The following is a 12686-nucleotide window of genomic DNA, read 5'->3' on the forward strand; positions in this document are numbered from 1 at the left end:
CTGAATCGGTTTAAAAAAGGTGGTGCGCGGCAGGTAACTCGTTGTTAATCAATTGTAAAGTGTACTAAATCACAATATTTTGTGATTAAGCTTCAGCACGGGTGACTACCTTATTTAATCGCCATGCTTTCGTTTTAGAAATGGGACGACACTCTTCGATGAGAACGACATCGCCTTCTTGGCAGGTGTTTTCTTCATCGTGAACATGCAGTTTGGTAGAACGTTTAATGTACTTACCATATTTAGGGTGCTTAACCATCCGCTCAATCAGGACTGTAATGGTTTTATCCATTTTGTTACTGACGACACGTCCAGTCAGGGTACGCACTTTATCCGTTTGTTCACCTTGTTCTGTCATACGTGTTTACCTTTCTCAGTTAACAGGGTTTTAATGCGAGCGATATCGCGTCGAACCACTTTAAATTGGCTATAACGCTTAAGCTGATCGTTTGCCTTTTGCATCCGCAAGTTAAATTGCTCGCGTAATAAAGCTAACAACTCATCATTTAATTCTGCGATGCTTTTTTGTCTTAATTCGCTTGCTTTCATCACATCACCGTCCGACTAACAAAGGTAGTAGGGACAGAGAGTTTCGCCGATGCAAGGCGGAACGCTTCCCGTGCCATTTCTTCTGGTACACCTTCAATTTCATACAACATTTTACCAGGTTGAATGAGAGCAACCCAATATTCTACGTTCCCTTTTCCTTTACCCATACGCACTTCTAATGGCTTTTGAGTAATTGGTTTATCAGGGAAAACCCGTATCCATAACTTTCCACCCCGCTTAACATAACGGGAAATGGTACGACGTGCCGCTTCAATTTGACGGGCGGTCAACTGACCCCGTCCGATGGCTTTTAAACCATACTCGCCAAAGCTCACTTTATTACCACGCTGGGCAAGACCACGATTCCTGCCCTTCATTTGCTTTCTAAACTTAGTCCGCTTCGGTTGTAACATGACCGCTTATCCTTAATCACTCCTATAGCAACATTGCTATAGAAGTCACACATCAGAAAACATGCCGCTTGTGGTTAATTATCCTTGCTGGCAGTGGTTTCCTGTGGTTGTTTGCCAATAATCTCACCTTTGAAAATCCATACCTTAACGCCAATAACGCCGTATGTGGTATGAGCCTCAGCAAAACCATAATCAATGTCTGCACGTAAGGTATGTAAAGGCACGCGACCTTCACGATACCATTCCATTCGTGCGATTTCGGCACCGTTTAAACGACCGCTGACATTGATACGAATGCCTTGAGCACCTAAGCGTAACGCGTTGCTGACGGCACGTTTCATGGCGCGTCTAAACATAATACGCCGCTCTAACTGTTGGGCGACACTAATGGCTACTAAGGTTGCATCAATTTCGGGCTTACGAACTTCTTCAACACCAACATGAACAGGTACGCCCATCATGTCAGAGACTTCTTTCCGTAAACTATCGATATCTTCACCTTTCTTCCCAATCACAATGCCGGGACGAGCGGTGTGGATAACAATACGCGCATTACGTGCTGGTCTTTCAATACGGACTTCACTGACAGAAGCTTGTATTAATTTCTTTTTAATGAACTCACGTACTTTTAAATCGGTATTTAAGTAATTTGCGTAATCTTTTGTATTCGCATACCACTTAGATGACCAATCTTTGATCACACCTAAGCGTATGCCTGTTGGATGGACTTTCTGACCCATAACTTATTCTCTCAACGATCGGCAACTGCCACCGTAATGTGACTGGTACGTTTAGTAATCCGATTGCCCCGCCCTTTTGCACGAGCGTGCATCCGCTTCATGACAGGACCTTCGTCAATGCAGATACGAGAAACTTTCAACTCGTCTACATCAGCCCCTTCATTATGTTCGGCATTTGCGATAGCAGCTTCTAAGGCTTTTTTCACCATTAAAGCTGCTTTTTTGTTGCTGAAATTAAGAACATCGAGGGCTTTATCAACGGATAAACCACGAATTAAGTCAGCGACCAAGCGACATTTCTGTGGAGAAATGTGAGCGTACTTATATTTGCTAACAATTTCCATGATATCCCTCACTTCTTACCAGCTTTTTTATCCGCAACATGCCCACGATAGGTACGGGTTGCAGCGAATTCACCGAGCTTATGTCCGACCATGTTTTCATTAACAAACACAGGGACATGTTGCTTACCGTTATGAACGGCAATCGTCATGCCTACCATATCTGGAATGATCATTGAGCGGCGTGACCATGTTTTAATAGGACGTTTGTTTGCAACACCCTGCAATGCCTCTACTTTTTTAAGTAAGTGCAGGTCTATAAACGGCCCTTTTTTAATTGAACGTGGCATAGTGTTTTAATCCCGTTACTATGATCTAGTGATATTATTTACGGCGACGCACGATCATATTATCAGTGCGTTTATTGTGCCGTGTCTTAGCACCCTTCGTTGGGAAGCCCCAAGGCGTAACAGGGTGACGACCACCAGAAGTTCTTCCTTCGCCCCCACCATGTGGGTGGTCAACAGGGTTCATTGCAACCCCACGTACCGTTGGGCGAACACCACGCCAACGTTTTGCACCAGCTTTACCTAAAGAAATCAGGTTATGTTCGCTGTTGCCAACTTCACCAATAACCGCACGGCAATCTACTAACACTTTACGCATTTCACCAGAGCGTAAACGCAATGTTGCATATTGACCTTCACGAGCAACTAATTGCACAGCAGCTCCTGCGCTGCGGGCTAATTGAGCACCCTTATTGGGTTTTAATTCGATGCAATGCACCATGCTACCAACAGGAATGCTGCGCAGTGGCATACAATTGCCTGCTTTAATCGGGGCATGTGCACCCGACATAATGGCATCACCCGCTTTAACATCTTTAGGGGCGATAATATAGCGACGTTCGCCATCCGCATATAAAACTAATGCAATGTTCGCGCTACGGTTTGGATCATATTCAATACGTTCAACTTTAGCGGGAATATCATCTTTATCCCGTTTAAAATCAATCAAACGATAATGTTGCTTATGCCCGCCCCCCTGATGACGCACAGTAATGCGTCCAAAGTTATTGCGTCCACCATTTTTAGATTGTTTATCTAATAAGGGCGCATGTGGCTTGCCTTTATGCAGTTCAGCGGTTTTTACGCGAACAACAAAACGGCGTCCAGGAGAGGTCGGTTTTGCTTTAACAAGTGCCATGACTATATCCTTAACTGAGTTAACGGCAATTTCACGTTATTGCTCAGTTCCCACTGAAGTTAATATCAAATCCTTCCTGTAATCCCACGTAAGCTTTTTTCCAATCAGAACGTTTGCCACGGGTGCGTCCGAAATTCTTACGCTTACCTTTAGCACAAACGGTTTGGACGTTGGTCACTTTTACGTTAAACAGCAACTCAACCGCTTCTTTGATTTCTTGCTTAGTTGCAGTAGGGAGAACTTGAAATACATATTGTTGGTTTTTATCAGTTGCTTGTGTTGCTTTTTCTGAAATATGGGGTGCCAACAATACTTGCATTAAACGTGCTTTATTCATGCTAATCGTTCCTCAATTTGCTTCAGGGCTGATAGCGTTACTAGCACTTTTTCAAAACCGACCAAGCTAACTGGGTCAACAGTTTTTGCGTCGCTTACGTCAACATTGTATAGATTCCGTGCAGCAAGATATAAATTCATATCGTCTTGATCGGTAATAATCAGTACATTGTCTAAATTTAAGTTCTGCAATTGACCTAATAACGCTTTGGTTTTAGGTGTTTCTATGCTGAATTTTTCGACGATAACAAAGCGTTCTTGACGAATTAATTCAGAAAAAATTGAACATAATGCACCACGGTACATTTTTTTGTTCAATTTAACGCTATGGTCACGAGGTTGAGCAGCGAAAGTAACACCACCACCCCGCCAAATTGGTCCTCTGCTTGTGCCCGCACGCGCACGCCCCGTTCCTTTTTGACGCCATGGCTTAATCCCACCACCGCGAACCATTGCACGGGTTTTTTGTGCTTTTGTGCCTGACCGTCCACCTGCTAAATAAGCAACAACGGCTTGATGAATAAGAGGCTCATTATATTTAGCCCCAAACACTGCTTCTGATACATTGACTACACCGGCAGTGGCGGTACTTGTCGTAGACTGTAAATTCAGTTCCATGACGTTACCCTCTAACGTGATTTAACAGCAGGACGTACAATCACGTCGCCACCTGTCGCGCCAGGTACAGCACCTTTAACGAGCAATAAATTTCTTTCTACGTCGACACGGATAACTTCGAGGTTTTGAATACTGCAACGCTCGTTACCCATATGACCAGACATCCGTTTACCTTTGAAAACACGTCCAGGTGTTTGACGTTGACCTGTAGAACCTGGTACGCGGTGTGACACGGAGTTACCATGTGTTGCGTCTTGACCTCTAAAGTTGTGACGCTTAATTGTCCCTGCATAACCTTTACCTTTGGTTACGCCAGTCACATCAACTTTTTGACCTGTTTCAAAGATATCTACTTTAATTTCATTACCAGGCTGAAGTTCGGAGCTTTCCCCTTCTTTGAGGCGAAACTCCCATAAATTGCGTCCCGGTTCTACGCTTGCTTTAGTAAAATGCCCAGCCAGTGCTTTGTTAACACGTACCGCACGGCGAGTGCCGCAGGTCACTTGAACTGCACTGTAGCCATCATTTTCTAGCGTTTTAACTTGTGTCACACGATTAGGTTCTGCTTCAATCACTGTGACCGGAACAGCACGCCCGTCCTCTTTAAAAACGCGGGTCATACCGCATTTTCGACCGACAATTCCGATTGCCATTGTTTTAACCTTTATAACATCTCGACTAATTCAACTTTATTTGTACGTCAACACCGGCCGCCAAATCCAATTTCATCAATGAATCCACTGTTTTATCAGTCGGATCGATGATGTCTAATAAGCGTTTATGGGTGCGAATTTCATACTGGTCACGCGCATCTTTATTGACATGCGGAGAAATCAAGACGGTGAATTTTTCTTTCTTCGTCGGCAGAGGAATAGGTCCCCGTAGTTGTGCTCCAGTGCGCTTCGCGGTTTCCACGATTTCGCGTGCGGATTGATCAATCAAGCGATGATCAAACGCCTTGAGTCGGATACGAATTCTTTGATTTGCCATAATTAATTACTGTTCCAATCACTATGTGTGAGAAGAGGGTTAGACCCTCTTCTTTATTTTTCGTTATTACTCAATAACCTTAGTAACAACACCAGCACCAACGGTGCGACCACCTTCACGAATTGCAAAGCGTAAACCTTCGGTCATTGCAATCGGGTTAATCAATTTCACAGTTAACTTCACGTTATCACCAGGCATCACCATTTCTACGCCTGCGGGTAAGTCACATGCGCCTGTTACGTCGGTGGTACGGAAGTAGAATTGCGGACGGTAGCCGTTGAAAAATGGCGTATGACGACCACCTTCTTCTTTGCTTAATACGTAAACTTCTGTTTCAAAACGGGTATGTGGGGTGATTGTGCCAGGTTTCGCTAACACTTGACCGCGTTCTACGTCATCCCGTTTCGTTCCCCGTAATAACACGCCAACGTTGTCCCCTGCGACACCTTCGTCTAACAGTTTGCGGAACATTTCAACCCCTGTGCAGGTGGTTTTGGTGGTCGGACGAATACCAACAATTTCTACTTCTTCGCCAACTTTTACTTTGCCTTGTTCTACACGTCCCGTCACGACTGTTCCGCGACCAGAGATGGAGAATACGTCTTCAATCGGCATTAAGAAGGGTTTGTCGGTTTCACGAACAGGTTCAGGAATGTATCTGTCCATTTCTGCAACCAGTTTGTAAATGGCATTTACACCAATATCACTGCTATCACCTTCTAAGGCTTTTAAGGCAGAGCCGATAACAACGGGGGTGTCGTCACCAGGGAATTGATACTTGTCTAATAATTCACGGACTTCCATCTCGACGAGTTCTAATAACTCGGCGTCGTCAACCATGTCAGCTTTGTTCATGAACACAACAATGTAAGGCACGCCAACTTGACGGGCTAACAGGATGTGTTCGCGCGTTTGAGGCATAGGGCCGTCAGCAGCGGAAACCACGAGAATCGCGCCGTCCATTTGGGCAGCCCCTGTAATCATGTTTTTGACGTAGTCAGCATGACCTGGGCAGTCAACGTGGGCGTAGTGACGGGTTTCTGATTGGTATTCAACGTGGGCAGTTGCAATGGTAATCCCACGAGCGCGTTCTTCAGGCGCTTTGTCAATTTGGTCGTAGGCTTTGAATTCGCCACCGAATTTTTCTGCCATACATTTGGTTAATGCCGCTGTCAGGGTCGTTTTGCCATGGTCAACGTGGCCGATTGTACCTACGTTTACGTGCGGCTTAGTGCGTTCAAATTTTGCCTTGGACATCAGTTATATCCTCTACGATTTCTGATTTACGATGTAAACCTAACCGGAAAAATAAAATAATGATTTTTGACTTTTGAGCAACATGAAGTAGCCGCAAAAATCAAAAACCAAAAATTAAAACGAATGAATTAATTGCTGGCGGCTTTCTTAATGACAGTTTCAGCAACGTTATTGGGGGCTTCACTGTACTTCGTGAACTGCATGGTGTAACTGGCACGTCCTTGAGATAAGGAGCGTAAGTCAGTTGCATAACCAAACATTTCACCTAGTGGTACTTCTGCCTTAATGGTTTTCCCTGTGGGGGTGTCATCCATCCCTTGCAGGATACCGCGACGACGGTTTAAGTCGCCCATTACGTCGCCCATATAGTCTTCAGGAGTTTCAACTTCTACCGCCATGATAGGTTCAAGGAGGACAGGCTTGGCTTTTTTAGCACCATCTTTGAACGCCATAGAGCCTGCGATTTTGAATGCCATTTCGTTAGAGTCCACTTCATGGAATGAACCATCAATAATGGTAACTTTAACGTCAACAACGGGGAATCCAGCAATAACCCCATTTTGCATTTGTTCTTGGACACCTTTGTCGACAGCAGGAATGTACTCTTTAGGTACAACACCACCAACAATGGCGTTAACAAATGTGTAGCCCGTACCTGGTTCTTGAGGTTCGAGGCGAAGCCAAACGTGACCGTATTGACCACGACCACCTGATTGGCGAACAAATTTGCCTTCTTGTTCAACATTTGTACGAATAGTTTCACGGTAGGCGACTTGAGGTGCGCCGATATTCGCTTCAACGTTAAATTCACGTTTCATACGGTCGATAATGATTTCGAGATGTAATTCACCCATCCCTGAAATAATGGTTTGCCCAGTTTCTTCATCGGTACGAACGCGGAAAGAGGGGTCTTCAGCAGCCAGTTTAGACAATGCCACGCCCATTTTTTCTTGGTCAGCTTTAGTTTTAGGTTCAATAGCGACAGAAATAACGGGTTCTGGGAAGTCCATTCTTTCTAACGTAATGATGTTATTAACATCACATAAGGTCTCACCCGTGGTAACATCTTTTAAACCAATGGCGGCCGCAATATCACCTGCACGAACTTCTTTGATTTCTTCGCGGGTATTTGCGTGCATTTGCACGATACGACCAACCCGTTCCTTTTTACCTTTCACGGCGTTGTAAATGGTATCACCAGAATTTAAGACACCAGAATAGACGCGGAAAAAGGTTAATGAACCGACGAAGGGGTCTGTTGCAATTTTGAAAGCTAATGCAGAGAAAGGCTCATCATCACTCGCATGACGTTCTGCTTCTGTTTGTGCAGCATCATCAAGCGTTCCTTTCACTGGCGGAATGTCCACAGGGGAAGGCATATATTCAACAACAGCATCCAACATGGCTTGCACGCCTTTATTTTTAAAGGCAGAACCGCAAATCATGGGGACGATTTCATTGGCTAAAGTACGTACTCGTATGCCTTGCTTGATTTCTTCTACGGATAAATCCCCACCGTTAAGGTATTTATCCATCAGCTCTTCACTGGCTTCCGCAGCAGATTCTATTAACTTTTCACGCCATGCTTCACAGTCGGCTAACATGTCGGCAGCAATTTCACGCTCTTCAAAACGCATTCCTTGAGATTCATTATCCCAATAAATGGCTTTCATTTTGATGAGGTCGACAACCCCTTCAAATTTATCTTCTTGACCGATAGGTAGCTGTAATACAACAGGATTACCTGCTAAACGAGTCTTGATTTGCTCAACCACTTTTAGGAAGTTCGCGCCAGCACGGTCCATTTTATTAACGAACGCTAAACGAGGAACGCGATACTTATTTGCTTGTCTCCAAACGGTTTCGGATTGGGGCTGAACACCACCCACAGCACAAAAGACTGCACATGCACCGTCTAGCACCCGTAAGGAACGTTCGACTTCAATCGTAAAGTCAACGTGACCAGGGGTGTCAATAATGTTAATGCGATGTTCATCGAATTGTTGACCCATACCACGCCAGAAACATGTTACCGCCGCAGAGGTAATGGTAATCCCACGCTCTTGCTCTTGCACCATCCAGTCTGTGGTTGCTGCGCCATCATGTACTTCACCGATTTTGTGGGAACGACCTGTATAGAACAATACACGTTCGGTCGTTGTTGTTTTACCCGCATCGATGTGCGCCATAATACCGATATTGCGGTATCGCTCAATGGGTGTTTTTCGTGCCACGTTAAGAACCTTTTAAACAAGCAGTTAATGGTTGAGCCAAATAAATTACCAGCGGAAATGCGAAAAGGCTTTATTCGCTTCTGCCATACGATGAACGTCTTCACGTTTTTTAATTGCGGAACCTTTGTTTTCAAAGGCATCTAAAATTTCACCCGCTAAACGCAGACCCATAGATTTTTCACCGCGACTCCGTGCACAGTCAGCTAACCAACGCATGGCTAAGGCAGTACGACGGACAGGACGGACTTCTACAGGCACTTGATAGTTAGAACCGCCTACCCGTCTGGATTTAACTTCGACAACAGGTCTGACGTTATCAAGGGCTTTAATAAAAATCTCTAAAGGATCACCTTTGTTCTTTTCGGCAATTTGGTCTAACGCACCATAAACAATGCGTTCAGCAACCGATTTTTTACCACTTTTCATGACTATATTGATAAATTTAGCAACGGTTTCGTTACCGAATTTAGGATCAGGTAATATAGCGCGTTTTGCGACGACTCTTCTTCTTGGCATAAAATTGAACTCAACTTTTAGCTTTAATCAATACTTAGAAACGGATGACAGCATTAGGATTTAGGACGCTTCGCGCCGTACTTGGAACGTCCTTGCCGTCTTGCGTTTACACCAGAGGTATCTAAACACCCGCGTACTGTGTGATAACGCACACCGGGTAAGTCTTTCACACGTCCACCACGAATCAACACGACGGAGTGCTCTTGTAAGTTATGTCCTTCCCCACCAATGTAGGTCGTTACTTCCATACCGTTTGTTAACCGCACACGCGCAACTTTACGCATCGCAGAGTTTGGCTTTTTGGGGGTAGTGGTATAAACACGCGTACACACGCCCCGCTTTTGCGGACACCCATTAAGGGCAGGCACATTGCTCTTAGTCTGTGGCGATTTGCGCGGTTTACGCACTAACTGATTAATTGTTGCCATAATTGCTCCGAATACAGGGGCTGGTACTACGTACAGACGACTTAAAAGCTCATCTGTTAAGAAATCAATGAAATAAAAACGAGCTGAAATTTTAACAGAATTCCAGCTCTTTAGAGCCGAAGGATAATAATGATGTTTTATTGCGCTGTCAAGTCTTTAAAAAGAAAACTTTTAAGTATTTTGTGGAGTTGTAAGACATAAAAATTTTTTAACGAGATAATTTAGAAGGAATGATTTTGTTGCACTTCAAGTGCGTATGTACTGTAAAAATGAATTGAAGCTATTTTTTTATTTTAAAAAATGGCGTGTATATGACTTGACATTCTTAATTTAACCTCGTTTAATCGCCCGCGACTTAATAGGGGTGAGTGTATCACTCACGATTCTGGGAAATTGGTGCAAAGCCAATACTGCCCCCGCAACGGTAAGTTCAGTTAAACGTCAGTTCAAAAACCACTGTGCCTAAATCGCATGGGAAGGGAACTTGATGAGGATAATTATCATTATTCGCTGACAAGTCCGGATACCGACCTATTAAGGGTGTACTGTCGTGTTGCGGAGGGCAACAGGCTGATGCGTGGTTTACGTTTTTTTATGTGTCATTGCGTCCGTTTTTTACCTCTGCACACTTTCATGATAATTCGATGAAGTAAGGAAGTGTGTCATGTCTTTTGGGTTTTATTCACGTTTTTTCCCTGTAATGATAATCGGGTTGCCATTATCAGCGATGGCGGCAGATGAAAAGGTTCAGCCAACTGTTGTTGTGACCGCAACACGTACTGTACAAAGTGTTGATGAAACACTCGCGTCTGTGACTGTTATCGACCGCAAAATGATTGAGCAGAGTCAGGCATTAACCGTAACGGAGTTATTAAAAGGGGTTGCGGGTGTCGATATTGTCAGTAGTGGCGGTGTCGGACAAGTGACATCGGTTTTTGTGCGAGGAGCTGAATCTGATCATGTTTTAGTCTTAGTCAATGGCATTAAAGTGGGTTCTGCCAGTTTGGGCACAACCGCTTTTCAATATTTACCGCCCAGTCAAATTGAACGCATTGAAATCGTGCGTGGGACACGCTCATCGCTGTACGGTTCAGAAGCCATTGGTGGGGTCATTCAAATTTTTACCCGCCAAGGGAATGCGCCAAGCACCCAGTTAAGTATTGGAGCGGGTGATCATCAAACTTATCAAGCAACTGCCAGCCATAGCGGTAAAAATCAACAAACCAGTTATAGCGTTACCGCAGACTATACCAGTAGTGATGGATTTAATGCGTGTAATGGTGCTGAATCCCGTGCTTGTTACACCACAGAACCTGATGCTGATGGCTATGACAATACGTCATTTAGTGCGCAAGTGAATCACCAAGTTAGCAACCAATTACAAGCCAGTCTATATGCTTTACGGGCAACGGGTAATAATCAGTACGATTCGATGTTTGCGAATGAAATTGATTTTACGCAACAAGTTATCGGGGCTAAAGCGTTATATCATGTTTCTCAAACATGGGATATGTCGCTGAATATTGGGCAAAGTCAGGATGAACAAGATAGTTTTGGACACGAAACTGACCCCAGCAATTACCAAACTAAACGCAATAATGCGATTTGGCAAAATGATTGGAGTATTGGAAATAATCAAATCATGACATTGGGTTATGATTATTTAAAAGATGAATTAGACAGTAACACCGCTTACGACGAAACATCACGGCAAAATCACGGCATTTTTACCCAATACCAAGGACAGTGGGACGCATGGCGGTTAATTCTGGGCGGACGTTATGATGATAACGAACAATTTGGCGGACAAAGTACGGGCAATATTAATCTTGGTTATGACATTAACCCAACATTACAAACATTTGTTGCTTATGGAACAGCGTTTAAAGCCCCTTCATTTAATGAACTTTACTACCCTTATTTTGGTAGTCCAAATTTAGACCCTGAGGAAGCGGATAGCATAGAATTTGGTTTACGGGGTCATGAAACGGCTTACCATTGGTCACTGAATTTATATCGAAACCAAGTGAAAAAACTGATTGCAACCAGCTACGATGCAAGCACTGACAGCTATTTACCCATGAATTTAAATAAAGCAACGATTCAAGGAGTTGAAGCAGAAATCGGTACGACATGGGGCGCGTGGCAATTAGCTGGTAATGCAACATGGTTAGACCACGAAGATGATGCGACAAGTAACTGGCTACCGCGTCGGGCAAAACAATCTGCAAAACTCAGTCTGAATTACACATTTAATCAAGGACGTATTGGGGCAGAAGTGTTAGCACAAGGGAAACGTTATGAAGATACAGCCAATCAACGCCAAGTTGCGGGCTATGGTTTGTTAAACCTTAATAGCGAATATAAGCTCAATCAACAATGGTTAATTCGCGCAACCGTGAATAATGTTCTTGATAAAGATTATGAGCTTGCTCAATATTATCATACTGCTGGGCGAGGCTTTTTTATTAGCTTACATTACAACGACTAAAGTGAGTAACTGAGTTTCAGGACTGCCAGTCCTTCAAGGACTGGCGGTTCTTTTGCTGGAAACAGTATTAAGTTAATTTCTCTTTTAAAGCTGGCGTGATTTGCGCTAACCACTGCTTAAGACGTTCCTCAGTCAGCATACCTTGAGTACGTTGATCAATCACGAGTCCAACAAAACGCCCATCACGCACAGCATCCGAGTGCTTAAAGGTATAGCCCTCAGTACTCCAGTCGCCAATTATCTCCGCGCCCAAAGATTCAAACACGGTGTATAAAGCCATCAACGAGCTGGCAAACTGTTCGGAATAACGCTCTTGCGCACCAAGTCCAAAGAAGGCAATGCGCTTGCCACTAAGGTCTGGTTTGCCAAAGGTGGTCAAAAACTCTTCCCAGTTAGGTTCAAAACAACCCGCAGCGTTTTTGCCCGGAATATCGCCGATGCCATAGCTGGGAGTGCCGAGAATCAGTGCATCGTATGCTAGCATGTCTTCAGGCTGGATACGGTTGACATTAACGGGTTTATCCGCAAGGTCTGCGCCTAGGAGTTGATGAAGTTTTTTAGCGACCAATCGCGTAGTGCCAGTTTCAGTGCCAAAAAAAATGCCGATTTTGTTCATATCATCCTCTG

General features: G+C 44.1%; 17 protein-coding genes and 1 riboswitch. Of the genes, 1 reads left to right on the forward strand and 16 read right to left on the reverse strand.

Annotated elements, in window-relative coordinates; all coding sequences use genetic code 11:
* Positions 1 to 85: 85 nt before the first annotated feature.
* The 15 genes from rpsQ to rpsL all read right to left on the reverse strand — a co-directional run bounded on the left by rpsQ (position 86) and on the right by rpsL (position 9568).
* Positions 86 to 358, reverse strand: coding sequence for a 30S ribosomal protein S17 (rpsQ, locus tag BEGALDRAFT_RS12905; protein ID WP_002690644.1), 273 nt, complete (start codon positions 356 to 358; stop codon positions 86 to 88).
* Positions 355 to 549, reverse strand: coding sequence for a 50S ribosomal protein L29 (rpmC, locus tag BEGALDRAFT_RS12910; RefSeq protein WP_002690645.1), 195 nt, complete (start codon positions 547 to 549; stop codon positions 355 to 357). Before rpmC ends, rpsQ begins: the two co-directional genes overlap by 4 nt.
* Positions 549 to 962: a 50S ribosomal protein L16 gene (rplP, locus tag BEGALDRAFT_RS12915; protein ID WP_002690650.1), complete on the reverse strand. Its 414-nt coding sequence runs from the start codon at positions 960 to 962 to the stop codon at positions 549 to 551. The genes rpmC and rplP overlap by 1 nt, the downstream gene beginning before the upstream one ends.
* A 74-nt stretch (positions 963 to 1036) precedes the next feature.
* Complete coding sequence (gene rpsC, locus BEGALDRAFT_RS12920) at positions 1037 to 1702, reverse strand: 30S ribosomal protein S3 (protein WP_002690652.1); 666 nt, start codon at positions 1700 to 1702, stop codon at positions 1037 to 1039.
* A gap of 11 nt (positions 1703 to 1713) precedes the next feature.
* Complete coding sequence (gene rplV, locus BEGALDRAFT_RS12925) at positions 1714 to 2046, reverse strand: 50S ribosomal protein L22 (protein ID WP_002690653.1); 333 nt, start codon at positions 2044 to 2046, stop codon at positions 1714 to 1716.
* 8 nt (positions 2047 to 2054) lie between these two features.
* The gene (gene rpsS / locus BEGALDRAFT_RS12930; protein WP_002690654.1) at positions 2055 to 2333 is read right to left on the reverse strand and encodes a 30S ribosomal protein S19; all 279 of its coding nucleotides are present in this window, start codon (positions 2331 to 2333) and stop codon (positions 2055 to 2057) included.
* Positions 2334 to 2367: 34 nt separating this feature from the next.
* Positions 2368 to 3189, reverse strand: coding sequence for a 50S ribosomal protein L2 (gene rplB, locus BEGALDRAFT_RS12935; RefSeq protein WP_002690655.1), 822 nt, complete (start codon positions 3187 to 3189; stop codon positions 2368 to 2370).
* A gap of 43 nt (positions 3190 to 3232) precedes the next feature.
* Positions 3233 to 3526 carry a 50S ribosomal protein L23 gene (gene rplW, locus BEGALDRAFT_RS12940; RefSeq protein ID WP_002690657.1) on the reverse strand — a complete coding sequence of 98 codons (294 nt, stop codon included), beginning with the start codon at positions 3524 to 3526 and terminating at the stop codon, positions 3233 to 3235.
* The gene (gene rplD / locus BEGALDRAFT_RS12945; protein ID WP_002690659.1) at positions 3523 to 4143 is read right to left on the reverse strand and encodes a 50S ribosomal protein L4; all 621 of its coding nucleotides are present in this window, start codon (positions 4141 to 4143) and stop codon (positions 3523 to 3525) included. The genes rplW and rplD overlap by 4 nt, the downstream gene beginning before the upstream one ends.
* A gap of 11 nt (positions 4144 to 4154) precedes the next feature.
* Positions 4155 to 4796, reverse strand: a complete 642-nt coding sequence (gene rplC, locus BEGALDRAFT_RS12950) for a 50S ribosomal protein L3 (RefSeq protein WP_002690673.1) — start codon at positions 4794 to 4796, stop codon at positions 4155 to 4157.
* A gap of 25 nt (positions 4797 to 4821) precedes the next feature.
* Positions 4822 to 5133 carry a 30S ribosomal protein S10 gene (gene rpsJ, locus BEGALDRAFT_RS12955; RefSeq protein WP_002690675.1) on the reverse strand — a complete coding sequence of 104 codons (312 nt, stop codon included), beginning with the start codon at positions 5131 to 5133 and terminating at the stop codon, positions 4822 to 4824.
* A gap of 66 nt (positions 5134 to 5199) precedes the next feature.
* A complete protein-coding gene (gene tuf / locus BEGALDRAFT_RS12960) occupies positions 5200 to 6390 on the reverse strand; it encodes an elongation factor Tu (RefSeq protein WP_002690678.1) in 1191 nt (396 codons plus the stop codon).
* A 128-nt stretch (positions 6391 to 6518) separates the two neighbouring features.
* The gene (gene fusA, locus BEGALDRAFT_RS12965; RefSeq protein ID WP_002690680.1) at positions 6519 to 8624 is read right to left on the reverse strand and encodes an elongation factor G; all 2106 of its coding nucleotides are present in this window, start codon (positions 8622 to 8624) and stop codon (positions 6519 to 6521) included.
* A 45-nt stretch (positions 8625 to 8669) separates the two neighbouring features.
* Entirely contained in the window at positions 8670 to 9140 is a 471-nt protein-coding gene (rpsG, locus tag BEGALDRAFT_RS12970) for a 30S ribosomal protein S7 (RefSeq protein ID WP_002690682.1), read from the reverse strand.
* 53 nt (positions 9141 to 9193) lie between these two features.
* On the reverse strand, positions 9194 to 9568 hold the full coding sequence (gene rpsL, locus BEGALDRAFT_RS12975; protein WP_002690684.1) for a 30S ribosomal protein S12: 375 nt from the start codon (positions 9566 to 9568) through the stop codon (positions 9194 to 9196).
* Between the two features lie 343 nt (positions 9569 to 9911).
* Positions 9912 to 10117, forward strand: a riboswitch (cobalamin riboswitch).
* Positions 10118 to 10232: 115 nt separating this feature from the next.
* Between rpsL and BEGALDRAFT_RS12980 the strand changes: the two genes are divergently transcribed.
* Positions 10233 to 12059 (forward strand): TonB-dependent receptor domain-containing protein, encoded by a 1827-nt coding sequence (locus BEGALDRAFT_RS12980; protein ID WP_002690686.1) that lies wholly within the window; start codon positions 10233 to 10235, stop codon positions 12057 to 12059.
* Positions 12060 to 12126: 67 nt separating this feature from the next.
* Here BEGALDRAFT_RS12980 and BEGALDRAFT_RS12985 read toward each other — a convergent pair whose 3' ends face one another.
* The gene (locus tag BEGALDRAFT_RS12985) at positions 12127 to 12675 is read right to left on the reverse strand and encodes a flavodoxin (RefSeq protein WP_002690687.1); all 549 of its coding nucleotides are present in this window, start codon (positions 12673 to 12675) and stop codon (positions 12127 to 12129) included.
* Positions 12676 to 12686: the final 11 nt, after the last annotated feature.

Origin of the sequence: Beggiatoa alba B18LD, from assembly GCF_000245015.1 — a bacterium.
Lineage (GTDB): Bacteria > Pseudomonadota > Gammaproteobacteria > Beggiatoales > Beggiatoaceae > Beggiatoa > Beggiatoa alba.

Bases quoted from the DNA above. Each gene is read 5' to 3' on its own strand.
- rpsQ (WP_002690644.1), bottom strand. From the start codon at position 358: ATGACAGAACAAGGTGAACAAACGGATAAAGTGCGTACCCTGACTGGA.
- rpmC (WP_002690645.1), bottom strand. From the start codon at position 549: ATGAAAGCAAGCGAATTAAGACAAAAAAGCATCGCAGAATTAAATGAT.
- rplP (WP_002690650.1), bottom strand. From the start codon at position 962: ATGTTACAACCGAAGCGGACTAAGTTTAGAAAGCAAATGAAGGGCAGG.
- rpsC (WP_002690652.1), bottom strand. From the start codon at position 1,702: ATGGGTCAGAAAGTCCATCCAACAGGCATACGCTTAGGTGTGATCAAA.
- rplV (WP_002690653.1), bottom strand. From the start codon at position 2,046: ATGGAAATTGTTAGCAAATATAAGTACGCTCACATTTCTCCACAGAAA.
- rpsS (WP_002690654.1), bottom strand. From the start codon at position 2,333: ATGCCACGTTCAATTAAAAAAGGGCCGTTTATAGACCTGCACTTACTT.
- rplB (WP_002690655.1), bottom strand. From the start codon at position 3,189: ATGGCACTTGTTAAAGCAAAACCGACCTCTCCTGGACGCCGTTTTGTT.
- rplW (WP_002690657.1), bottom strand. From the start codon at position 3,526: ATGAATAAAGCACGTTTAATGCAAGTATTGTTGGCACCCCATATTTCA.
- rplD (WP_002690659.1), bottom strand. From the start codon at position 4,143: ATGGAACTGAATTTACAGTCTACGACAAGTACCGCCACTGCCGGTGTA.
- rplC (WP_002690673.1), bottom strand. From the start codon at position 4,796: ATGGCAATCGGAATTGTCGGTCGAAAATGCGGTATGACCCGCGTTTTT.
- rpsJ (WP_002690675.1), bottom strand. From the start codon at position 5,133: ATGGCAAATCAAAGAATTCGTATCCGACTCAAGGCGTTTGATCATCGC.
- tuf (WP_002690678.1), bottom strand. From the start codon at position 6,390: ATGTCCAAGGCAAAATTTGAACGCACTAAGCCGCACGTAAACGTAGGT.
- rpsG (WP_002690682.1), bottom strand. From the start codon at position 9,140: ATGCCAAGAAGAAGAGTCGTCGCAAAACGCGCTATATTACCTGATCCT.
- rpsL (WP_002690684.1), bottom strand. From the start codon at position 9,568: ATGGCAACAATTAATCAGTTAGTGCGTAAACCGCGCAAATCGCCACAG.
- BEGALDRAFT_RS12980 (WP_002690686.1), top strand. From the start codon at position 10,233: ATGTCTTTTGGGTTTTATTCACGTTTTTTCCCTGTAATGATAATCGGG.
- BEGALDRAFT_RS12985 (WP_002690687.1), bottom strand. From the start codon at position 12,675: ATGAACAAAATCGGCATTTTTTTTGGCACTGAAACTGGCACTACGCGA.